We start from the raw sequence: 21,676 nt of genomic DNA, 5'->3' as shown, positions 1-21,676 counted from the left end.
TTTATTTTTTCATTGGGGATAGCGCTTAAATAAAAATGCCGTCATTACCATACCCAGCATCGAAAGGCAGACGGTGATAATGGCAAGATTGGCCCAGTATTGAGTGGCAGATATCAGCGCAGCGCTCAGGGTCGGTATAAAAAACTGTGCGCAGGCTGAGATTTGTAAAACCAGACCCACACTGGCCGCTGCTGCATAGGCGCGTGGTGCATAGTGCAGGGTAATCGCAAAAACAGTGGTTGGGATCATCCCGCCAATCAGTGAAAACAGCACGGCACTGACAACCTGCAATTCAAATGAGAGCCAGGAATTTGCGGCAAATACCAAGCAACTGCTACAGAGCATTGCCACAAATCCGGTACTCAATAAGGTGTACGGTCTATAACCCTGTTGCAGCAACATGCCTGCGCCAAAAGTGCCCCCCAGATTGGCCAGCACGACCATCGAGACCAGCATCCCTGCACGTTTTAAGTCCAGTCCCTGTTCAACATACAGTGTAGGCAGGAAGCCCGTGACAGTAATCCATTGACTGGTATAACAGGCGAAAATAATCGCCAGACAGATAATGGGAGGATGGGTCAGGGTAATTTTAACAATCTGCCAGAATGAGGTATTTTCCTTAGTTGCCTGGGAAAAGTCGGGCTGTGTTATCAGGACAGGTTCAATATTTAAATATTGTTTGATCATGCCAGCAATGATAAGGCACAGGCAGCCCAAAATGGCCCAGATCGTTTGCCAGTCCAGATATTCAAGCAGGATAGGAATCATCAATACGGCCAGACTGACACCCACACCCATATAGGAACTCCAGAGTCCCAGCTTGAAATTCAGTGTTTCAGCGCGGCTGGTACGTTTTAAAATTGCAGGCGCGCACAAGGAGATGGTTAAAAATCCAATTCCTTCCATAAAACGCAATACATATAAAGTGGCAGGTTGCGTAATCCAAAGCCCAGCAAGACTGCTCAGCCCTAAAATGATTAAGGCCATGATCAGGCAGCGCTTTAATCCCATTTTTTCCGAGAAGGCGCCAATGCATAGCGCAAACAGCATTCCGGCGGCCTGCACCAACGCTAATGAAAAACCAGCCTGGGTAAAACTCAGGTTTAAATCCTGCTGCAACACAGGAATCACGGCCGAAAGTTTACCGACATGGATCGCAGCCAGATAACCGGCCAAGATAATCCATACATCACGAAATGATATTTTTGACATCTATCCGAACTGCGTCCATTTAAAGCATCTGCTTGTACATCAAGCATCATTCATATATGGATATGAATAACATGAAAGTTTTATAAATTTATAGGATTTAAGCCTAAGCTCATTAGTCGATGATAGGACATGCAGCAATCAGGTTTAAGCTGTAAAGGGTTCTAAATAAAGCCCTATCCGGGGCAAGATCATTGATAATATAATGAAAAGTGAGTTTAAAATTGATATGATATGTCACTTAAGTCGAAGGAAAAGTGCAGACCTTATAAATAAAACGAGTCCAAACTTGAAATTTGCGTGAAAAAAACAATTAAAGCCTTGTTGAAATAAAGTAAATAAACTTTCATGGCCTGAGGTTTGTGATTACAATTGATTACTTAAATCAGATTTCCTGCTCCATTTTTTGAATTGAAGAATTAAACCGTGACCGAAGCTCAGCAAAAACAGCCTAAACATGTCATGATGATGGCCGCAGGTACAGGTGGACATGTGTTTCCAGCGTTAGCTGTTGCCAAAGATTTACAACAAAAAGGTATACAGGTTTCATGGTTGGCCACGCCCGTAGGCATGGAAAACTGCCTGTTAAAAAACCAGAATATTCCCATTTATCAGATCGATATTCAAGGTGTGCGTGGCAATGGTTTTGTGCGTAAAGCCTTGGCGCCTTTTAAAATTATGAAAGCCACCTTAAGTGCCATGAAATTCATGAAACAGCTTAAGGTCGATGCCGTGGCAGGCTTTGGCGGCTATGTGGCAGGCCCGGGTGGTTTGGCCGCACGTATCTTAGGCATTCCGGTGCTGATCCATGAACAGAATGCAGTTGCCGGTTTTACCAATACCCAATTGTCGCGTGTGGCAAAGACGGTGTGCCAGGCTTTTCCAAATACTTTTCCGGCCCAAGAAAAAGTCGTGACTACAGGTAATCCGGTACGACAGGAAATTAGCGAAATTTTAAATCCGTCCTGGCGTTATCAGGAGCGTGACAAGGCAGGACTACCCTTACGTATTCTGATCGTTGGTGGGTCTTTGGGGGCGCAAGCCTTAAATGAACGGGTTCCAGAAGCTTTAAAGCAACTCAATGTGCCATTAAGCGTCTATCATCAGTGTGGGCAAAACCATGCCGAAGCGACCCGGGCACGCTATGAAAATGCACCGGCCAGTCTACAAGTTGAAGTACAGCCCTTTATTGAAGATATGGCCAAAGCCTATTCTGATGCCGATCTGGTGATTTGCCGTGCCGGAGCTTTGACCGTCACTGAAATTGCCACTGCTGGCGTAGCTGCGATTTTTGTGCCGCTTCCAAGTGCAGTGGATGATCACCAGACGGCCAATGCCGGTTTCCTGGCCAATATCAATGCGGCAAAGATTTGCCCGCAGGCCACGATGACCCCGGAAAGTTTAACAACATTATTAGAGCCGATGCTGAATCGCCAGCTGTTAATGGAAATGGCCGTGAAAGCACGCCGACAGGCTCAACCCGATGCGACTCAACATGTGGTCCGTTTAATTCAAGAATTGTAATCCGAGTAAACTATGTCTCCAACAACCCCAGCTGAACAAGCGAAAAAGTTAATCAAAGTGCCGGAAATGCGCCGTATCAAACACATTCATTTTGTGGGGATCGGTGGCGCAGGCATGTGTGGTATTGCGGAAGTGCTGAAAAACCAAGGCTATAAAGTTTCCGGTTCAGATATCAAGGCATCCAATACCACCGCACAGCTGGAAGCGAATGGCATTAAAGTCTATATCGGACATACTGCAAATAATATTAAGGGCGCCAACGTGATCGTGGTCTCTACCGCGATTGATAAAGAAAATCCGGAAATTAAAACCGCGATTGAAAACCGTATTCCTGTGGTTCGCCGTGCGGAAATGCTGGGTGAGCTGATGCGTTACCGTCATGGTATTGCCGTTGCCGGCACGCATGGCAAGACCACCACCACCAGTCTGATCACCTGTATGCTGGCTGAAGAAAACATGGATCCAACCTATGTGATCGGTGGTTTGCTGAACCGTACCGGTATGAACGCAGCCTTGGGCGCCAGCCGTTATATCGTGGCCGAAGCCGATGAGTCAGATGCTTCTTTCCTGCACCTAGAACCGATGGCTGCCGTGGTGACCAATATTGATGCCGATCATATGGATACCTATGGCGGTAGCTTCGATGTCCTGAAAGATACCTTTATCCAGTTCCTGCAAAAACTGCCATTTTACGGCTTGGCTGTAGTCTGTGGTGATGATGCCAATATCCGTGAAATTATGCCGCGGATTGCACGCCCGTTACTGACTTATGGTTTCAATGAAGACAATGACATCCGTGCAGTAGATGTTGATCAAGATGGCATGCAAACCCACTTTACCGTATTACGTAAAGAGCGTGAGCCATTGCGTGTAACGGTCAATCAACCAGGTTTGCATAATGTGCTGAATGCCTTGGCTGCGATTGGTATAGCAACCGATGAAGGCGTGTCTGACGCTTCAATCTGCCGTGCACTGGAAGGTTTCAGTGGTGTGGGGCGTCGCTTTGAGGTTCAGGGTGAGTTTGCGATTGAGGGCGGTGACGTGAAACTGGTGGATGACTATGGTCATCATCCAAAAGAAGTCGAAGCGACGATTAAAGCTGCGCGTCAGAGTCATCCGGACCGTCGTCTGGTAATGATGTTCCAGCCGCATCGTTTTAGCCGTACCCGTGACTGTTTTGATGATTTTGTGGAAGTACTTTCTACTGTAGACCAGTTATTGTTGCTGGATGTTTATCCTGCCGGTGAAAAACCGATTGTCGGAGCGGACAGCCGTACTTTGGCCCGCAGCATTCGTCTACGTGGTGAAGTCGAGCCTATTCTGGTCGATGCGGCGGACGGCAACCTGAATCAGATCATGAGAAAAGTATTGCAAGCAAATGACTTGTTATTAACCCAGGGCGCAGGTAATGTTGGAACAATCTCAGTCGAACTTGCACAAAATCACTTATATATAAAATAGTCATCTTGTGTGACTGAATTGAATTGACCAGATTGAAAAAAGTTTAAGGATATAAACGTGTCAAATGCTTCAAAATTCGGAAAAGTTGCCGTGTTGCTTGGTGGTAAATCTGCAGAGCGTGAGGTTTCTCTAGACAGTGGTACGGCAGTACTTGAGGCATTAGTGCGTTCAGGGGTCAATGCGGAAGCGTTTGACCCGCAGCAGCGTAGTGTCACAGAGCTGGTAAATTATGATCGTACTTTCATTGTATTGCATGGACGTGGCGGGGAAGATGGCCAGATCCAGGGTGTACTGGAATGGTTAAACGTACCGTATACCGGTACGGGTGTACAAGGTTCTGCCATCGGCATGGACAAGGTCAAGACCAAGCAGGTTTGGCAGGGTTCGGAATTGCCAACAGCGCCGTATCGTATTGTCACTAAAGATTCTGATGCGACCGACATTGTTAATGCTTTAGGCTTGCCTTTGATCATCAAGCCGGTGCATGAAGGTTCCAGTATCGGCATGAGCAAGGTCGAGAAAATTGAAGACTTTGCCGAAGCGATTGCCAAGGCAACTGAACATGATGCCGTGGTGATGGCAGAAAAATGGATTACCGGCCGTGAATACACCATTGTGGTTTTAAATGGTCAGGCGCTACCTGTGATTCGTCTTGAACCACCTCAAGATGTCGCTTTCTACGATTATGAAGCGAAATATCAGCGTAATGATGTGCAATATGGCATTCCATGTGGTTTAACTGAAGCTGAAGAGCAGCAGTTAAAAGCCTTAAGTTTGCGCGCATTCCAGGCAGTCGGTGCCAGCGGTTGGGGCCGGATTGATGCCATGCAGGATGAACAGGGCAACTTCTGGTTGCTTGAAGTGAATACCGTGCCGGGAATGACCAGTCACTCACTGGTGCCAAAAGCGGCAGCTGCAGTCGGTTACAGTTTTGATGAGCTGTGTGTTGCGATTCTGGAACAGACTCTGACCGGTTCGGCACACTAAATATGGCTCAACTTCCTGTTTCCATGCGCCGTAAACGTGCTGCGATTACTTCAATTCACGACAAGCCGCCAACACGCAAAGAAAAGCTGACCAATTTTGGTGGCTGGTTATTGTTGTGTATTGCGCTGCTGGTGCTGGCCTTTGGAATATTGGGCTTATATAAAGTCATGACCAATAGTGACGTGGCAGAGCTGGGCGTGGTAGGTACGCGCTCGGCTGCTGAGCAGCGTCAGGTCATGCAATATGTGTCACCAATTGTGACCGAAAACTATTTTACTTCGGATCTGGAAGCGATCCGCGATCGTACCCTGGAATTGTCCTGGGTGGATCGGGTCGTGGTGTCCCGAGCCTGGCCAAATGGCATTCGAGTGCGGGTCATGCCGCATCATGCGATTGCACGTTGGGGGACAGGGCGTTTATTGAGTGACAGTGGTGTTATTTTCACTGAAGTCACACCTAAGAATTATCAGACATTACCGTTACTACATGGGCCAGCGAGCCATGCAGAAACCATGATGCGTCGTTATAATGAAATTAATCAGTTATTTTTACCACAAGGCATTCGTCTAAAAGAATTATATCTCACCGAGCGAATGACCTGGTTTATGCAGTTTGATTCGGGTTTAAGAATAATTGTGGATAAAGATCAGACCATGAGCAAATTACAGCGCCTGAGCCATCTGTCTCAGAGCGATCTAAAGCCCGTCTGGTCTAAAATTTCGGCCATTGACCTGCGTTATCGCAATGGATTGTCGATCCAGTGGAAAAATTCAATTCCGCCTAAAATTGTAAATGGACATTTTATTGTAACCATTGATGACACGGGCGTTGAGAATAAGGTAACAGTAAAGCCATAATGACCGGCTTTAAAAAATAGAGGCATTTAAAGCCATAAATCTAACAAACACGTAATGGTAGTAGTGAATAATGAGTGAAGCTGTTCCCTCGGTTGTGGCGATTGACATTGGGACACACAAAGTTTCAGTTTTGATTGGCAAGGTACACGCGCCAGACAATATCCAAGTGATTGGTATGGCCACCGCTCGTAACCGAGGCATGAGTAAAGGGAAAATTGTCAGTCTCGATAAAGTTATTACTGCAATTAAAAATGCCGTTCAAGAAGCAGAAGATATGGCGGAATGTCGTGTACATTCTGCCTGGGTCTCTATTCCAAGTGCCGAATTAAAAAGCTTTTATGCTTCAGGTCGCACCTCGATCGACAATAGCGAGCATGCGATTACCACCAGTGAAGTGGTGCGTGCACTGGAATTGGCTAAAGCTAGTCATTTGACTTCAGATCATTATCTGGTCAGTGCTGTGCCTCTGGGTTTTGAGCTGGACGACTCACCGGAATGGGTGTTAAACCCGATTCGGATGTCGGCACATAGCATGACCGGACACTATCATTTGATGATGCTGCCGATCAGTACCATGCAGAATATTGATCGCGCCCTGAAAGGTGCCAATATTGGTGTAGAAAAAATGGTGGTGTCGAGCTTGGCTACTGCTGAAGCCAGCCTGCTGAAAGACGAAAAAGAATATGGCGTATGCTTAGTAGATATCGGTGCCGGCACGACCAATGTTGCAGTGTATGTGGATGGTCGTTTGGCCTTAACCCATACCTTCCAACGTGGCGGTGAACATGTGACCCGTGATATTGCAGCAGTATTGCAAACCACGACCGAAGAAGCTGAACGTCTGAAATTATTGTATGGCTGTGTCGACCTGAAAGTGGTCAAGCCGGATCATATGATTCAGTTCCAGGGGATTGATGGGCCACAAACCATCAGCCGGATTGAATTGACTGAAATCATCATGGCGCGTTATGAAGAAATTCTGGGTCTGGTGCGTGATGAATTGGTGAAAAACGGTGCTCTTCAGGGCTTGTATCATGGTGTGGTATTGACCGGCGATGCTAGTCATATCGAAGGAATGGTGAGCTTTGTTCGCCGTACCATGGGGGTCTCGGCGCATTTAGGTAATCCGCCGACTCAGGTGTATGCAGACGAACAACATCAGGCTGCTTTACGCCGCTCGCAATATAGTACTGTGGCTGGTTTGCTGATGTTTAGTCAGAGTGATACCCAGGACACAATTGTGGAACAGGATGATGTAGAACGGTTGTCATTGGCTAAGCGGGTCAAAAGAGCCTTGTTTGGCTTTAATGACACCTTGAAATCAATCTTTTAAGTCGATTTTTATTGTGAATATTGTTGGGAAGATGTAGTTAATCGGGCTTGTACTTGACAAGTGAACGCATGAGCAGCATTCTTAAAAACAATTTTATTAAGATTAAGGCAGTATACGGGCTTAGTGACTGCCAATTATGAATTAGGAATTTTATAGGTCATGGCCTCATTTGAATTTTTCGAAGACGATCATAGCGATAGCAATGGTCAAGCCCGTTTCACTGTGTTTGGTGTAGGTGGTGCGGGTGGTAATGCTGTACAACATATGTTGCAGTCCGATATCCAGGGCGTAAAGTTTGTTTGTGCCAATACGGACAAGCAGGCATTGGATCGCATGGAAGCCGAATTTAAAATTCAGCTGGGCGAGCAAAGTACCCGTGGTCTGGGTGCAGGTGCAAATCCGCAAGTCGGCCAGACCGCAGCAGAAGAAAGCCGTGAACTGATCCGCCAGCAGCTTGAAGGGACCGATATGGTCTTTGTTACTGCAGGTATGGGTGGTGGTACCGGTACCGGTGCAGCGCCAGTCGTGGCTGAAATTGCGAAAGAAATGGGTATCCTGACCGTTGGTGTCGTGACCACGCCATTTAACTTTGAAGGCAAACGCCGTTTACAGTCTGCTGAAAAAGGCATCGAAGCCCTTGAGCAGCATGTAGACTCATTAATCATCATTCCAAACCAGCGTCTATTGAAAGTCTTCCGTGATATTTCAATGAAAGATGCATATAAAAAAGCGGATGATGTTCTACTGAATGCAGTACGCAGTATTTTTGATTTAGTCGTCCGTCCTGGCCATATCAACCTTGACTTTGCTGACTTGAAAACAGCCATGAGCACCCGTGGTTATGCCATGATGGGTGTGGGTCTGGGGCGTGGTGAGAATCGTGCACGTCAGGCTGCTGAGCAGGCAATCCGTAGTCCATTACTCGACAACGTGACTATCATGAATGCCAAAGGTATTCTGATTAACGTGACCGGTGGCGATGATGTGACTTTCGGTGAAATTGAAGAAATTACTGATGTCGTGAACCAGATTGTCGATTTAGATGAGGGTCAGGTGTTCTACGGTACCGTTTTTGATCCGGATGCGCGTGATGAAATCAGCGTGACTGTGATTGCAACAGGTTTAACCCGTCATGCAGCGGATTCAGTTGAACCGACCAAACGTACTAATGTACAGGCAACTCGTCCAGCAGCAGTTGCACAGGCTGTGGTGGAAGATGATGATGTACCGGCAATTCAGCGTCAGCAGCATGAAACAGGGGCAGCAGCGAATCCAGCGGCGGCTTCGGTTTCTAGCTCGCGCCCAACGCCAATGAGCATTCAGGATTATCTTAAGAATCAACAGCGTAAATAACATGTAACATCATGTGTTTAGATGGATTAGACAGGAAAGGTGGCTTTTAAGCCACCTTTTTGTTTTTTATCAATGGCCAAATATGCTAACGTATAGCGGTTTTATAGATGAACAGATGATAAAAGCATGTTGAAACAACGTACCCTGAAACGTGTCGTGAAAGCGAGCGGAATCGGTCTTCACAGTGGGCAGAAAGTCATGATTAACTTTGTGCCGCACCATGCCGATGGGGGAATTGTGTTTCGTCGTATAGACCTGAACCCACCAGTGGACATTCCAGCTGATGCCATGCTGATTCAGGAAGCCTTTATGTGCTCGAACCTCGTTCAGGAAAATGCCAAAGTGGGCACCATTGAACATGTCATGAGTGCGATCGCTGGTCTGGGCATTGATAACCTGATTATTGAAGTATCGGCTTCTGAAGTCCCGATTATGGACGGCAGTGCAGGTCCGTTTATTTACCTGTTGATGCAGGGCGGTTTGCAAGAGCTGGATGCTGCTAAAAAATTCGTCAAGATTATTAAACCGGTTGAAGCACTGATTGATGACAAACGTGCCATTTTTAGCCCACATGAGGGCTTTCAGCTGAACTTCACCATTGATTTTGATCATCCTGCCTTTAAAAAAGAACATCAGTCTGCCAGTATCGATTTTTCTACTGAAACCTTCGTTTATGAAGTCAGTGAAGCGCGTACCTTTGGTTTTATGAAAGATCTGGATTATCTCAAAGCCAATAACCTGGCGCTGGGTGCCAGTCTGGAAAATGCCATTGGTGTGGATGAAACTGGGGTCGTTAATGAAGAAGGTTTACGTTTCTCGGACGAATTTGTACGTCATAAAATTCTGGATGCCGTGGGTGATTTATACCTGCTCGGACATCAGATTATTGCCAAATTTGATGGTTACAAATCTGGACATGCCTTGAATAATCAACTTTTACGCAATGTGAAAAGTGATCCAAGCTGCTATGAAATTGTAACATTTGATGACGAAGCCAATTGTCCAATCATGTATGTGAATGTGACATAAGTCATTGTGTTTGTGTCTTTATGTTTTTGTTATTGCTTTAATACTGTGACACACATCACATAATGTTTGCTTTTTAATTTATTACATTTGATTGCGATGTTACTTTTTATTGCTTGCCAAACGTAGTAAAGCTTGGCTAAGCTTAGGGTCGCTTATAAAGTCAGCAGCACTACGAAGTAATTCCTGTGTTTCTGCATTTAAGGCTCTTTCAGGTGTTGCTGAAACAGGTGGCGTTTGCGAAGGATTCCGCAGGCAAACTTGAAGTTTAGTGAGATCTGTTAATTCATTTATTTGAGAGAGTTGTGAAATGTATTGCTTTTGAAGATAGGCCAATTGACTGATCATGGCCTGATTTTCACCAGTAATCGTTAACACACCATTTTGATAGCAGACAACTTGCCAGCGTTCCGGTTGGGGCAATAGCGGTTGTACGAGTTTCGTAAGTTTCTGCCAGCCAGCGACTTGTGATGAGAGAAACGAAAAGTTTCCTGTTTTTATCTGTTTTCTTGTTTGTTGAAAAACGTTGACAGGTTCCGACATACATAATTCCTACATATTTATGTCTTAATCTTATGCGCTTCTTTTAGTGGATATCAAGGATAGAGATCTTCAAGGAACTCGATTAAAGCAGTTTAGAGAGGTTTTTTATGCATATGCGACGTATTTTGTTGGCATTTTCTTTATCAGTTTCAGCGGCTTCGGTTGCGTTCGCAGATTTAGTCAATCTAAATCAAGAAAATGGTTCAACAGATCGTATCGAGCAATTGACGCGTACTCTGGCACAGGGTGCATATACTCATCCAGATGATATCGATATTCCAGCACAGACTAAATTGAATGTTCAGCTTCGTGAGAAGCCGGTTGAATTGAACAATCGTACGCTTGCTCAGAAGTATGCCAATACTTCATCCAACAAAGCGGCAGCAAATAGTGCTTATTCTTGGTTAATTTCTCATCCTTTACCTAATTCTCGCGTAAGTTCAAATTACGGTGGCCGTACTATGGGTGGCCGTGCTGAAAATCATTCAGGCCTTGATCTTGCAGCGCCAAGTGGTACACCAATCTATGCAACAGGTCCAGGGATTGTGACCAAATCAGGTTGGGGTACAGGTTATGGTCAATACGTTGAAATCAATCATGGCAATGGCTATTTAACGCGCTATGCTCATGCTTCACGTCTTATTGCACGTGTGGGAGAGCAGGTGCAAGCGGGTGATCATATTGCCAACGTTGGTTGTACTGGTCGCTGTACCGGTCCACACTTGCATTATGAAGTAGTAAAAGACGGTCAACGTAAAAACCCATCTACTTATTTGGCCATGTTACCTTAAGTATAGACCTGAATAACAAGATGCATCTCTATACATAAAAAATCTCCGATAAGCATTTTAAAGCGTTTAAGCTGAAGGCTCTTCAAGTCAACTTGAAGGGCTTTTTGTTTTATCGCTTTTAGATATCATATTATCACCAACTATTATAATGATTGTATAATAAATCGCCTTTATTGACTATTTTTTGTTATGTTGTGTAATTATACGTCACCCATCATTTAGTTCCTAAATAGTACTGCTAAATCGCATTCAGCTGAGGCCATACCTGCTGAGGTCTCAAATATGGTACATATAAGACATTAGATTAGGCTTTTAGGAACTGTAGATTATGGCGTTTTATGGCGATACAGACGCGCAAGAAACCCAAGAATGGCAAGATGCATTTGACTCTGTTTTGCAGCACATGGGCACTGAGCGTGCAGCATTTTTGTTAGAAAAACTTTATCAACGCGCAATTGCAAAGCATGTTCCTATTCAGCGTTTAAATACTCCCTACTTAAATACGATTTCTGTTGAAGAACAACCTGCCATGCCGGGCGACCAGGACATGGAGCGTCGTATTCGCGCGCTGATCCGTTGGAATGCCTTGGCAATGGTCTTACGCGCGAATAAAACCGGTGATGATCTCGGTGGTCACCTGGCGAGTTTTGCTTCTTCCGCAACCCTTTATGATGTGGGCTTTAACCACTTCTTCCGCGCCAATAGCGATAGCTTCGGCGGCGACATGATCTATTACCAGGGTCACTGTGCACCTGGTATTTACGCGCGTTCATTTTTAGAAGGTCGTTTGACAGAAGAGCATTTGAATAATTTCCGTCGTGAAGTGGGCGGTAAAGGTTTGCCATCTTATCCGCACCCTTATTTGATGCCGGACTACTGGCAGTTCCCAACCGTATCGATGGGTCTTGGACCAATCATGTCGATTTATCAGGCACATATTCAAAAGTACCTGATGAACCGTGGCCTGATCAAAGAAGAAGATCGTAAGGTTTGGGCGTATTTGGGCGATGGCGAGATGGACGAGCCGGAAAGCCTGGGTGCAATTTCTCTGGCAGGTCGCGAAAAGCTCGATAACCTGATCTGGGTGGTGAACTGTAACTTGCAACGTCTGGATGGTCCGGTACGTGGTAATGGCAAGATCATTCAGGAACTTGAGTCACTATTCCGCGGCGCAGGCTGGCGTGTGATTAAAGTTGTGTGGGGCCGTCATTGGGATCCACTACTGGATAAAGATAAATCCGGTGCACTGAAAGCAGTGATGGAAGAAGCAGTCGATGGCGATTTCCAGCGTTACCAGGTAAAAGGTGGTGCTTACGCGCGTGAAAAGTTCTTCGGTAAATATCCAGAAGCCAAAGAGCTGGTGAAAGATTTAAGCGATGAAGATATTGATAATCTGAACCGCGGTGGTCATGACCCGTACAAAGTTTTTGCTGCTTATGCCGAAGCATGTGCGGCCAAAGGTCAGCCGACCGTGATTCTGGCGAAAACCGTGAAAGGTTATGGTTTGTCCGAGGAAATCGAAGCAGTCAACAAAACTCACCAAATCAAGAAGATGCAAATCAATTCTTTGAAATATGTGCGTGACCGATTCAATCTTCCTTTCACCGATGAACAGCTGGAAGAAGTACCATTCTACCGTCCAAGCGAAAATTCACCTGAATTGAAATATATGAAGGCACGTCGTGAAGCGCTAGGTGGCTACCTGCCTGCACGTCGTAAAGAAAGCGAACAGCTGGCGATTCCTGGACTTTCAGTATTTGATTCGGTCTTGGCTGGTTCAAATGGTAAAGAACAATCGACCACGATGGTGATGGTACGTTTAATCTCTGCACTTCTTAAAGAGAAAGCGATTAAAGACCGCGTTGTTCCAATCGTGCCAGATGAAGCACGTACTTTCGGTCTGGAAGGGATGTTCCGTCAGCTCGGTATTTATGCCGCGCATGGCCAGAAATATACCCCGGAAGACCAAGAACAGCTGATGCATTACCGTGAAGCCAAAGACGGTCACATGCTACAAGAAGGGATTAACGAAGCTGGTGCGATGAGTGCATGGGCGGCCTTAGGCACAAGTTATTCAACCAATAACCTGCCAATGATTCCGATGTACATGTACTACTCGATGTTTGGTTTCCAGCGTATCGGTGATATTGCATGGGCAGCCGGCGATGCACAGGCACAAGGTTTCTTGCTGGGTGCAACCGCAGGTCGTACTACACTGAACGGTGAAGGCTTGCAGCATCAGGATGGTCATTCACACATCTTGGCCAATACCATTCCAAACTGTGTCTCTTATGACCCATGTTTCGGTTATGAACTAGCAGTGATCGTGCATGATGGTTTACAACGTATGTATGTGAACCAGGAACGTGTGTTCTACTACCTGACTGTGATGAACGAAAACTACGAGCATCCGGAAATGCCAAAAGGTGTTGAAGAAGGCATCAAGCGTGGTATGTACTTACTGGAAGAAGATGAAAAAGCCACTGTTCAGTTACTGGGCTCAGGTGTAATCCTGCGTGAAGTGATCAAGGCGGCGAAGATTCTGCGTGAAGAATATCAAATTCATTCAAATGTCTACAGCGTAACCAGCTTCAATGAACTGGCACGTGATGGTATGGTATGTGAAGAATACAACCGCTTGCATCCGCTGGCTGAAGATGTGAAAGAAGCATGGGTATCGAAACAGCTCCGTGGTACTGAAGGTATCGTGGTGTCTGCAACCGATCATATGCGTGCTTATAGCGAACAGATCCGTGCTTATCTTCCAGATGGCCGTCCATTCGTAGCATTGGGTACTGACGGTTATGGCCGTTCAGATACACGTGCCAACTTGCGTAGTTACTTCGGTGTTGATGCTGCCCATATTGTGGTGGCAACCCTGAAAAAACTGGCAGATGAAGGTGAAGTTGATGCGCGTCTGGTAAAAGATGCGATCTCGACTTTCGAGCTTGATACAGATCGTCCAGTGGCTTGGGCACCTCAAGAAACCCCATCTGTACATGCTGTTGCTGACTACAAAGAGGAGAACTAAGCATGCAAATTACGACTCCTGATATTGGTGTAGACAAGGCAACAGTGGCCGAAATTCTGGTCAAAGTCGGTGATACGATCGCGATCGATGACAGCATTGTGTTACTTGAATCTGATAAAGCCTCTGTTGAAGTGCCTAGCACTTCAGCAGGCGTGGTAAAAAGCATTCTGGTGAGTCAGGGTGATGAAGTCGCTGAAGGCGCGGTACTGATTGAGCTACAAGCTGAAGATGGCAGCGCTGATGTGGTCGAACCACAGCAAGCAGATGCATCTGAAAAAACTTCAGAAAATACCCCGACCTCATTGCCTGACCAGGAAATCATACAGGAACTGGCTTCACATCAGCCTAAAGCTTCTGCTGCTCCTGAGGCACAAGCGAGCTCACAGGTGGTTGATGTTCAAATCCCCGATATTGGTGTAGAAAAAGCCACGGTAGGTGAAATCTTGGTTTCTGTCGGTGATGAAATCGAGGTAGATCAAAGTATCGTGGTAGTGGAATCAGACAAGGCGACTGTTGAAGTGCCAAGTACGGTTTCAGGCACGGTAGAGTCCATCGAGATTAAAGAAGGCGACACGATCAAAGAAGGTGTGGTCATTCTGAAAGTGAAAACGGCTGTTTCGGCAGCACAAGTACAGACAGAAGCACCTCAAGTACCAGTTGCTCAAGCGGTAACCCAAGAGAAAGCAGTTGAAGCGCCACAAACGCCAGCAGCACCTGCAGGTGATGTTGAAGTGAAGGTGCCCGATCTAGGTGTAGACAAGGCGGCTGTGGCTGAAATTCTGGTTCAGGTCGGTGATACGGTTGAAAAAGACCAGAGCATCATCGTGGTGGAATCAGATAAAGCGACTGTTGAAGTGCCAAGCACTACAGCCGGCGTGATTAAAGCCATTCATGTGGAACTGGGTCAAAATGTCTCTCAAGGCATTGCACTGGTGACAATCGAAGCTGAAGCGCAAGCAGCTGCTGCACCTGTTGCAGCCAAAGCAGAAGAACCTAAAGCGCCTGCTGCAAAAGCAGCATCGGCACCTGCTGAATCTTCTACTCAAACAGTCGCGACGTCGGATAATGCCGACAAGCTGACCAAAGAGCAGAATGTCGCTAACTCGAAAGTTTATGCCGGTCCTGCTGTGCGTAAACTAGCACGTGAACTGGGCGTCGTGTTGGCAGATGTCAAAGCATCTGGCCCACATGCGCGCGTTATGAAAGAAGATCTGAAAGCGTATGTCAAAACGCGTCTTACTACGCCGCAGGTGGCTCCTGTCACCGCTGCTGCTCAAGTCGCAGGTCTGCCAAAACTACCAGACTTTAGCGCTTTTGGTGGTGTGGAAGAGAAAGCCTTGACGCGTTTGCAACAAGTGTCTATTCCACAGTTGTCGCTGAATAATTTCATTCCGCAAGTGACCCAGTTTGATGCAGCAGATATTACTGAACTGGAAGCATGGCGTAATGAACTGAAAGGCAACTTCAAGAAAGAAGGTCTTAGCCTGACCATTATGGCGTTCATCATCAAAGCAGTTGCGCACTTGTTAAAAGAAGAGCGTGAATTTGCTGGTCACTTAGCCGATGAGGGTAAGTCAGTATTGCTACGTAATGAGATCCATATGGGTATCGCGGTCGCAACGCCAGATGGTTTGACCGTGCCTGTGCTACGTCATCCAGATCAGAAGTCAATTAAACAGATTGCCACTGAGCTAGGCGCCTTGGGTCAAAAAGCACGTGACAAGAAATTGTCGCCGAAAGATCTTCAAGGTGCGAACTTCACTATCACTAGCTTGGGTTCAATTGGTGGTACAGCATTTACGCCATTGGTGAACTGGCCGCAAGTGGCAATTCTGGGTATTTCACCTGCAACCATGCAACCCGTCTGGAATGGTGAAGGCTTTGATCCACGTTTGATGCTGCCGCTTTCATTATCCTACGATCACCGTGTGATCAATGGTGCAGATGCTGCTCGTTTCACCAACAAGCTGACCAAGCTGCTTAAAGATATTCGTACGCTGTTAATCTAAATTGAATTCGATTCACTCTCTTTTCTCTTGCGCTTCATTGAAAAATATTTCAATTGAAGCTCAGGGAGAAATACAAAGAGGGTGTAAAGAGAAAAACCCTGCTTCGGCAGGGTTTTTTGCTGCTGCATTGAAAAATAATCTATTTGATTCTATACTTGGCGCACTTCATTGGGGAGTAGCCGCTTTTTGCGCAAAGCAGAAGGGTGATGGTCAACATATTTGCTCAACCGAGCATGGTCATCATAGCAAAGAACCAAGTCAGCTTTTCCAAGCTTTCTTTTGTTGGCAAGACCTTTGATTTACCACTCTGCAGATTTTGGCTAGCAGGAGCGGTGAGTCATTGGTATTGGATGCTAGCCAGAGAAAAACCTCATGTATGAATTCCTACTGTCGACTGCAATCGTAGCGCTGGCTGAAATGGGTGATAAAACCCAACTGCTGGCTTTGCTGCTTGCTGCACGTTTTCGCAAACCTGTTCCTATTTTAGTTGCCATTTTATTGGCGACGCTGATTAACCACGGCCTTTCTGCGGTATTAGGGCAATGGGTGACCACGGTGATTGGGCCGGAGGTGCTGCTGTGGATCGTCTCGATTGGCTTTATCGCAATGGCTGTCTGGATGCTGATTCCGGATGAACTCGGGGATGAAAATGCCAGTATCAATAAATGGCAAAAATTCGGGGTCTTTGGTGCGACCTTTATTCTGTTCTTTCTGGCAGAAATTGGTGACAAAACCCAGATTGCTACGGTCGCACTGGCAGCACGTTTCGATAGCGTATTCTGGGTGATGTTAGGTACCACGCTGGGTATGATGCTGGCCAATGCCCCTGCGGTATTTTTGGGTGATAAACTGGCGAACAGACTCCCTATCGGTCTGATTCATAAAATTGGTGCGGCGATTTTTCTGGTGATTGGTGTTGCAACATTGGCTCAACATTATTTCTTTTAAATCATAAAATAATAAGTTACATGAATCCTGAGCTAAAAACTCAGGATTTTTTATGGTTAAAATTCTTTCAAAACATTGATAAATAGTGTGATATAGCTAGTTTTATTGATTGTAAGTTTGATTAATTCCTTATATTTTATACGGGTATAAAAACGTTATTTTTATTATAAATTGGGGGATTTACATGGCTTTTGAACGCACCACATCGCAGGTTCTGTTTGATAACGGGACACATAAATGCATCAGTTTTACCAGTCTGGTTAAAGGTGAAGGCGTTCAGGCAAACCAGTTTCTGATCATTGATCATGAGCGCGCTGCGGTACTTGATCCGGGTGGCGATTTAACCTATGTGCCGCTGACTATGGAGCTGAATAAATACACCCGTTTGACCAATCTGGATTATGTCATGGCCTCGCACCAGGACCCGGATATCATCACCTCGATGCCGCGCTGGCTGGTCTATACGGACGCCAAAGTGGTGGCATCCAAACTGTGGGCGCGCTTCTTGCCGCACTTAAACTCAGCCTTTATGAGTGACCGGATGAAAGGTAACTGGTTAGACCGCTTGGTGGAGCTTCCGGATCATGGTCAAATCATTCCGCTGGGCCAATCAAATATTGTGGCGGTGCCGGCGCATTTTCTGCATTCGGTGGGGAATTTCCAGTTTTATGATCCGATTGCCAAGATTTTATTTTCAGGTGATATGGGCGCGTCTATGGTCGAAGATGCCGCCAAGCCACTAGAAAATTTTGCCGCGCATATTCCGAAAATGAAAAGCTTCCATCAACGCTATATGTGCAATAACAAGGTCATTCGTCTTTGGGTGCAAATGGTACGCAGCATGGAGATCGAGATGATCGTGCCGCAGCATGGCACACCATTTATAGGCAAAGAGCAGATTAATCAGTTTCTGGACTGGATTGAAACATTGGAATGCGGCACTGACCTGATGGATGAAACGGTTTTTACCTGTCCTGAATAGTTCACACAAAAAATAATTTTTTTCTTGTATGGAAAAACAACATTTTTTATATTTCTTCTCCAAAAAACTTTTTTTGATAATGAGAACTTATAAGAAATGTTGTCTCAAGTTCCAAAACCGGATGCATGTTTAAGCTGCGGGGCGTGCTGCGCCTATTTCAGGGTTTCTTTCTATTGGGCTGAAGGTATTCATATGCCTGAGCACTATACCGAACCTGTGACAGCAGTCTATTCATGTATGGCTGGAACCAATCAAAAAAATCCACGCTGTATCGCACTTGATGGTACCATCGGCCAGCAGGTCAGCTGCGGCATGTATGAGCAGCGCAGTTCATCCTGCAAAGAAGTGCAGATTGCCGATGAGCAATGCAATAAGGCACGTGTAGAACACAATATGTTGCCCTTTGTCCAGATTGAAACTGATAAAGCCGACAATGATGACAGTTTTGAATATGTCAGCTAAATCCACCCAAAGCAGAGCTTAGGCTCTGCTTTTCACTCCATTAAAATGATCGGGGTATATTTAAAATAGGGGACTTCATTATCAGAGGTATTATTGATACTGTTTTAGCACCCACATAGATCTGCGTGTACAAAGCTTGAATAAAAAAATAATTTTGCAATTGCAATGAAATTTAAGCCGATATTTGTTTATAATAGTGCACGGAAATTACCAGTGAGACTGTTATGTTGACCATCGTTCAAGACGCGTTAACCTTCGATGATGTCCTATTACTCCCTGCCTATTCTACTGTTCTTCCAAAAGATGTCTCCCTAAAGACACGTTTAACTCGTGGCATTAACCTGAATATTCCTCTTGTATCCGCAGCAATGGATACGGTGACTGAGTCCCGTATGGCAATTGCAATGGCGCAAAATGGTGGTATCGGTATTTTGCACAAGAACATGGATATCGCTGTTCAGGCTGCAGAAGTGCGCCGTGTGAAAAAATTCGAAGCGGGTATGGTCAAAGACCCGATTACAGTCACTCCTGAAACCACAGTACGTGAACTGATTGCGCTGACTCAAGCCAACAATATCAGTGGTGTACCCGTTGTGAAAGATGGCAAAGTGGTGGGTATCGTGACCGGTCGTGATACACGCTTTGAAACCAATCTTGAGCAGCCAGTCAGCAATATCATGACTGGTCAGGATCGTCTGGTAACAGTTCGCGAAGGCGAATCGAAAGAAAATATCCAAGCTTTATTGCAACAGCACCGTATTGAAAAAGTATTGGTGGTCAACGATCAGCAAGAGCTGAAAGGCTTAATCACGGTAACCGATTTCCGTAAAGCTGAATTGTATCCAAATAGCTGTAAAGATGACCTGGGTCGTCTGCGTGTTGGTGCTGCTGTCGGTACTGGTGCAGAAACGCCAAGCCGCGTAGAAGCCTTGGTTGATGCAGGTGTGGACGTGATTGTAGTCGATACTGCACATGGTCATTCTGCGGGTGTAATCGAACGCGTGCGTTGGGTGAAAGCCAACTATCCACAAGTTCAGGTGATTGGCGGTAACATCGCGACAGGTGATGCTGCGCTGGCGTTACTTGATGCAGGTGCGGATGCCGTTAAAGTTGGTATTGGTCCTGGTTCAATCTGTACCACGCGTATTGTGGCGGGTATTGGTATGCCACAGATCTCTGCGATTGATTCTGTTGCCAATGCGCTGAAAGATCAGATTCCTTTGATCGCAGATGGCGGTATTCGTTTCTCTGGCGATATGGCCAAAGCGATTGGTGCGGGCGCAAGCACGATTATGGTTGGTTCATTGATGGCCGGTACTGAAGAAGCACCAGGCGAAGTTGAATTCTTCCAGGGCCGTTACTACAAGGCTTATCGCGGTATGGGTTCATTGGGCGCGATGGCGGGTGCGACAGGTTCTGCTGACCGTTACTTCCAGGACTCCAAGGCCGGTGCCGAGAAGCTGGTTCCTGAAGGTATTGAAGGTCGTGTACCGTACAAAGGCCCAATGGGTAATATCGTACATCAGATGATGGGCGGCCTACGTTCTTCGATGGGTTATACCGGTTCTGCGACGATTGAAGATCTGCGTCAGAATGCCAAGTTTGTGAAAATCACTTCTGCCGGTATGTCTGAGTCGCATGTACATGATGTGACCATTACCAAAGAAGCACCAAACTATCGCGTGGGTTAATCTCTCGTGATTTAAAATTTTAAAAAGCCGTCATGCAAATGACGGCTTTTTTATTTTGGTGTAAAGTGTGACTCAAGGAAAAAAATGGGTGATATCAATCATCCGCTAAGAAGTGAGATAAAGATGAGTTATTTTGGTACGGATGGTATTCGTGGAAAGTTTGGCGAATTGCCGATTACCCCTGAGTTTGCCCTGAAACTGGGATTTGCAGCCGGAAAAGTTTTAAAACGCCATAGTAAAAAATCCAAACCATTGGTGGTTCTGGGTAAAGATACCCGTTTGTCTGGTTATATCCTGGAAGCTGCCTTACAGGCAGGTTTAAATGCCGCTGGCGTTTATGTTCATCTTTTAGGTCCACTACCGACCCCAGCCATTGCTCATCTGACCCGTGCTTTGCATGCCAGCTTGGGTATTGTCATTTCCGCTTCGCATAACCCGTATTTTGATAACGGCATTAAGTTCTTCTCTGCAGAAGGTAAAAAACTGCCAGATGCTTTACAAGACGAAATTAATCAGGAACTTGAAAAAGATTTTTTGATTGAAGATACGGCGAATCTGGGTAAAAGTATCCGGGTTAAAGATGCTAATGGTCGCTATATTGAATTCTGTAAATCGACGTTCCCGTATCATCTGGATCTGAATGAACTTACCATTGTAGTGGATTGTGCCAATGGCGCAGCCTATAACGTGGGGCCTGCAGTGTTCCGTGAACTGGGTGCACGTGTGATTGCGATTCACAATGAGCCGAGCGGTTTAAATATTAATGAGGGCTGTGGTTCAACCCATCCGGAAAGCTTGCAACAAGCTGTGGTTCAACATCAAGCGGATTTGGGTATTGCCTTTGATGGAGATGCCGACCGTGTGGTTCTCGTAGATAAAGCCGGTAATCTGATTGATGGCGACCATATTCTTTATATTCTTGCGACTCAAAGCTCGAAAAAACCTGCAGGTATTGTGGGTACCTTAATGAGCAATATGGCATTGGAACTGGCGCTGGAAAAAGCACAAGTGCCGTTATTACGTGCCAAAGTCGGCGACCGTTATGTATTGCAGGGCCTGGAAGAAAATGGTTGGACCATTGGTGGTGAGCCTTCAGGTCATATTCTGACTTTGGACAAGAGCACCACAGGCGATGCGATTATTGCCGCCTTGCAGGTATTAACGGTGATGGTTGAACAGAAAAAAGCCCTGCATGAACTTGTGGCTGACTTTAAACTGTTGCCAAATGTCCTGGTCAATGTACGTTTAAATGCCATGTTTGATCCTTATTCAGTGCCTGCACTGGCAGCTGAATTTGAAAAAGCCGAACAGCAGCTTAAAGGCCGTGGCCGTTTATTGATTCGTAAATCCGGCACAGAACCTGTCATTCGTGTGATGGTCGAAGGCGATGATCTGGCTGAAGTCACCACACTTGCAAACAGCCTGGCAGATGCTGTGCGTGCCAATGCAGCTTAACGGGAACATAGATA

General features: G+C 45.9%; 17 protein-coding genes and 1 riboswitch. Of the genes, 15 read left to right on the top strand and 2 right to left on the bottom strand.

Annotated features, from left to right (window positions below):
• Positions 1–9 precede the first annotated feature (9 nt).
• Positions 10–1,212: a CynX/NimT family MFS transporter gene (locus PV763_RS09925; protein WP_420937783.1), complete on the bottom strand. Its 1,203-nt coding sequence runs from the start codon at positions 1,210–1,212 to the stop codon at positions 10–12.
• A gap of 423 nt (positions 1,213–1,635) precedes the next feature.
• Between PV763_RS09925 and murG the strand changes: the two genes are divergently transcribed.
• The 7 genes from murG to lpxC all read left to right on the top strand — a co-directional run bounded on the left by murG (position 1,636) and on the right by lpxC (position 9,753).
• Positions 1,636–2,733, top strand: a complete 1,098-nt coding sequence (gene murG / locus PV763_RS09920) for an undecaprenyldiphospho-muramoylpentapeptide beta-N-acetylglucosaminyltransferase (RefSeq protein ID WP_044111339.1) — start codon at positions 1,636–1,638, stop codon at positions 2,731–2,733.
• 12 nt (positions 2,734–2,745) lie between these two features.
• Positions 2,746–4,194 carry a UDP-N-acetylmuramate--L-alanine ligase gene (murC, locus tag PV763_RS09915; RefSeq protein WP_071850280.1) on the top strand — a complete coding sequence of 483 codons (1,449 nt, stop codon included), beginning with the start codon at positions 2,746–2,748 and terminating at the stop codon, positions 4,192–4,194.
• Between the two features lie 57 nt (positions 4,195–4,251).
• Positions 4,252–5,181, top strand: a complete 930-nt coding sequence (locus PV763_RS09910) for a D-alanine--D-alanine ligase (RefSeq protein ID WP_044111343.1) — start codon at positions 4,252–4,254, stop codon at positions 5,179–5,181.
• Between the two features lie 2 nt (positions 5,182–5,183).
• Positions 5,184–6,038, top strand: coding sequence for a cell division protein FtsQ/DivIB (locus tag PV763_RS09905; RefSeq protein WP_044111344.1), 855 nt, complete (start codon positions 5,184–5,186; stop codon positions 6,036–6,038).
• 70 nt (positions 6,039–6,108) lie between these two features.
• On the top strand, positions 6,109–7,371 hold the full coding sequence (ftsA, locus tag PV763_RS09900; protein ID WP_005245712.1) for a cell division protein FtsA: 1,263 nt from the start codon (positions 6,109–6,111) through the stop codon (positions 7,369–7,371).
• A gap of 159 nt (positions 7,372–7,530) precedes the next feature.
• Positions 7,531–8,724, top strand: a complete 1,194-nt coding sequence (ftsZ, locus tag PV763_RS09895; RefSeq protein ID WP_044111346.1) for a cell division protein FtsZ — start codon at positions 7,531–7,533, stop codon at positions 8,722–8,724.
• Positions 8,725–8,850: 126 nt separating this feature from the next.
• Positions 8,851–9,753 carry a UDP-3-O-acyl-N-acetylglucosamine deacetylase gene (lpxC, locus tag PV763_RS09890; RefSeq protein WP_004647241.1) on the top strand — a complete coding sequence of 301 codons (903 nt, stop codon included), beginning with the start codon at positions 8,851–8,853 and terminating at the stop codon, positions 9,751–9,753.
• A gap of 99 nt (positions 9,754–9,852) precedes the next feature.
• On the opposite strand, the gene PV763_RS09885 is transcribed toward lpxC, so the two are convergent.
• Entirely contained in the window at positions 9,853–10,293 is a 441-nt protein-coding gene (locus PV763_RS09885; protein ID WP_005245716.1) for a DciA family protein, read from the bottom strand.
• Positions 10,294–10,400: 107 nt separating this feature from the next.
• On the opposite strand from PV763_RS09885, the gene PV763_RS09880 reads away from it, so the two are divergent.
• From PV763_RS09880 to glmM, 8 genes are all read left to right on the top strand, one after another.
• The gene (locus PV763_RS09880) at positions 10,401–11,084 is read left to right on the top strand and encodes a M23 family metallopeptidase (RefSeq protein WP_005245719.1); all 684 of its coding nucleotides are present in this window, start codon (positions 10,401–10,403) and stop codon (positions 11,082–11,084) included.
• 328 nt (positions 11,085–11,412) lie between these two features.
• Positions 11,413–14,115 (top strand): pyruvate dehydrogenase (acetyl-transferring), homodimeric type, encoded by a 2,703-nt coding sequence (gene aceE / locus PV763_RS09875; protein WP_420937782.1) that lies wholly within the window; start codon positions 11,413–11,415, stop codon positions 14,113–14,115.
• A 2-nt stretch (positions 14,116–14,117) separates the two neighbouring features.
• A complete protein-coding gene (locus tag PV763_RS09870; protein WP_191112300.1) occupies positions 14,118–16,124 on the top strand; it encodes a 2-oxo acid dehydrogenase subunit E2 in 2,007 nt (668 codons plus the stop codon).
• Positions 16,125–16,282: 158 nt separating this feature from the next.
• Positions 16,283–16,423, top strand: a riboswitch (yybP-ykoY riboswitch).
• Positions 16,424–16,496: 73 nt separating this feature from the next.
• Entirely contained in the window at positions 16,497–17,072 is a 576-nt protein-coding gene (locus tag PV763_RS09865) for a TMEM165/GDT1 family protein (protein WP_044111350.1), read from the top strand.
• Between the two features lie 184 nt (positions 17,073–17,256).
• The gene (locus PV763_RS09860) at positions 17,257–18,054 is read left to right on the top strand and encodes an MBL fold metallo-hydrolase (protein ID WP_044111352.1); all 798 of its coding nucleotides are present in this window, start codon (positions 17,257–17,259) and stop codon (positions 18,052–18,054) included.
• Between the two features lie 96 nt (positions 18,055–18,150).
• Complete coding sequence (locus PV763_RS09855) at positions 18,151–18,516, top strand: YkgJ family cysteine cluster protein (protein ID WP_077067987.1); 366 nt, start codon at positions 18,151–18,153, stop codon at positions 18,514–18,516.
• Between the two features lie 224 nt (positions 18,517–18,740).
• Complete coding sequence (guaB, locus tag PV763_RS09850) at positions 18,741–20,207, top strand: IMP dehydrogenase (protein ID WP_004281332.1); 1,467 nt, start codon at positions 18,741–18,743, stop codon at positions 20,205–20,207.
• A 123-nt stretch (positions 20,208–20,330) separates the two neighbouring features.
• The gene (gene glmM, locus PV763_RS09845; protein ID WP_034437971.1) at positions 20,331–21,662 is read left to right on the top strand and encodes a phosphoglucosamine mutase; all 1,332 of its coding nucleotides are present in this window, start codon (positions 20,331–20,333) and stop codon (positions 21,660–21,662) included.
• Positions 21,663–21,676: the final 14 nt, after the last annotated feature.

Origin of the sequence: Acinetobacter sp. AS5 (genome assembly GCF_048957595.1) — a bacterium.
Taxonomy (GTDB): Bacteria; Pseudomonadota; Gammaproteobacteria; order Pseudomonadales; family Moraxellaceae; genus Acinetobacter.
Note: the sequence above shows the minus strand (reverse complement) of the source record. Positions and strands in the feature narration are given on the sequence as shown.

Coding starts and splice junctions, on each gene's coding strand:
- PV763_RS09855 (WP_077067987.1), top strand. CDS start 18,151: ATGTTGTCTCAAGTTCCAAAACCGGATGCATGTTTAAGCTGCGGGGCG.
- PV763_RS09865 (WP_044111350.1), top strand. CDS start 16,497: ATGTATGAATTCCTACTGTCGACTGCAATCGTAGCGCTGGCTGAAATG.
- PV763_RS09885 (WP_005245716.1), bottom strand. CDS start 10,293: ATGTCGGAACCTGTCAACGTTTTTCAACAAACAAGAAAACAGATAAAA.
- PV763_RS09860 (WP_044111352.1), top strand. CDS start 17,257: ATGGCTTTTGAACGCACCACATCGCAGGTTCTGTTTGATAACGGGACA.
- PV763_RS09905 (WP_044111344.1), top strand. CDS start 5,184: ATGGCTCAACTTCCTGTTTCCATGCGCCGTAAACGTGCTGCGATTACT.
- guaB (WP_004281332.1), top strand. CDS start 18,741: ATGTTGACCATCGTTCAAGACGCGTTAACCTTCGATGATGTCCTATTA.
- ftsA (WP_005245712.1), top strand. CDS start 6,109: ATGAGTGAAGCTGTTCCCTCGGTTGTGGCGATTGACATTGGGACACAC.
- PV763_RS09925 (WP_420937783.1), bottom strand. CDS start 1,212: ATGTCAAAAATATCATTTCGTGATGTATGGATTATCTTGGCCGGTTAT.
- aceE (WP_420937782.1), top strand. CDS start 11,413: ATGGCGTTTTATGGCGATACAGACGCGCAAGAAACCCAAGAATGGCAA.
- ftsZ (WP_044111346.1), top strand. CDS start 7,531: ATGGCCTCATTTGAATTTTTCGAAGACGATCATAGCGATAGCAATGGT.
- murC (WP_071850280.1), top strand. CDS start 2,746: ATGTCTCCAACAACCCCAGCTGAACAAGCGAAAAAGTTAATCAAAGTG.
- glmM (WP_034437971.1), top strand. CDS start 20,331: ATGAGTTATTTTGGTACGGATGGTATTCGTGGAAAGTTTGGCGAATTG.
- PV763_RS09880 (WP_005245719.1), top strand. CDS start 10,401: ATGCATATGCGACGTATTTTGTTGGCATTTTCTTTATCAGTTTCAGCG.
- PV763_RS09870 (WP_191112300.1), top strand. CDS start 14,118: ATGCAAATTACGACTCCTGATATTGGTGTAGACAAGGCAACAGTGGCC.
- lpxC (WP_004647241.1), top strand. CDS start 8,851: ATGTTGAAACAACGTACCCTGAAACGTGTCGTGAAAGCGAGCGGAATC.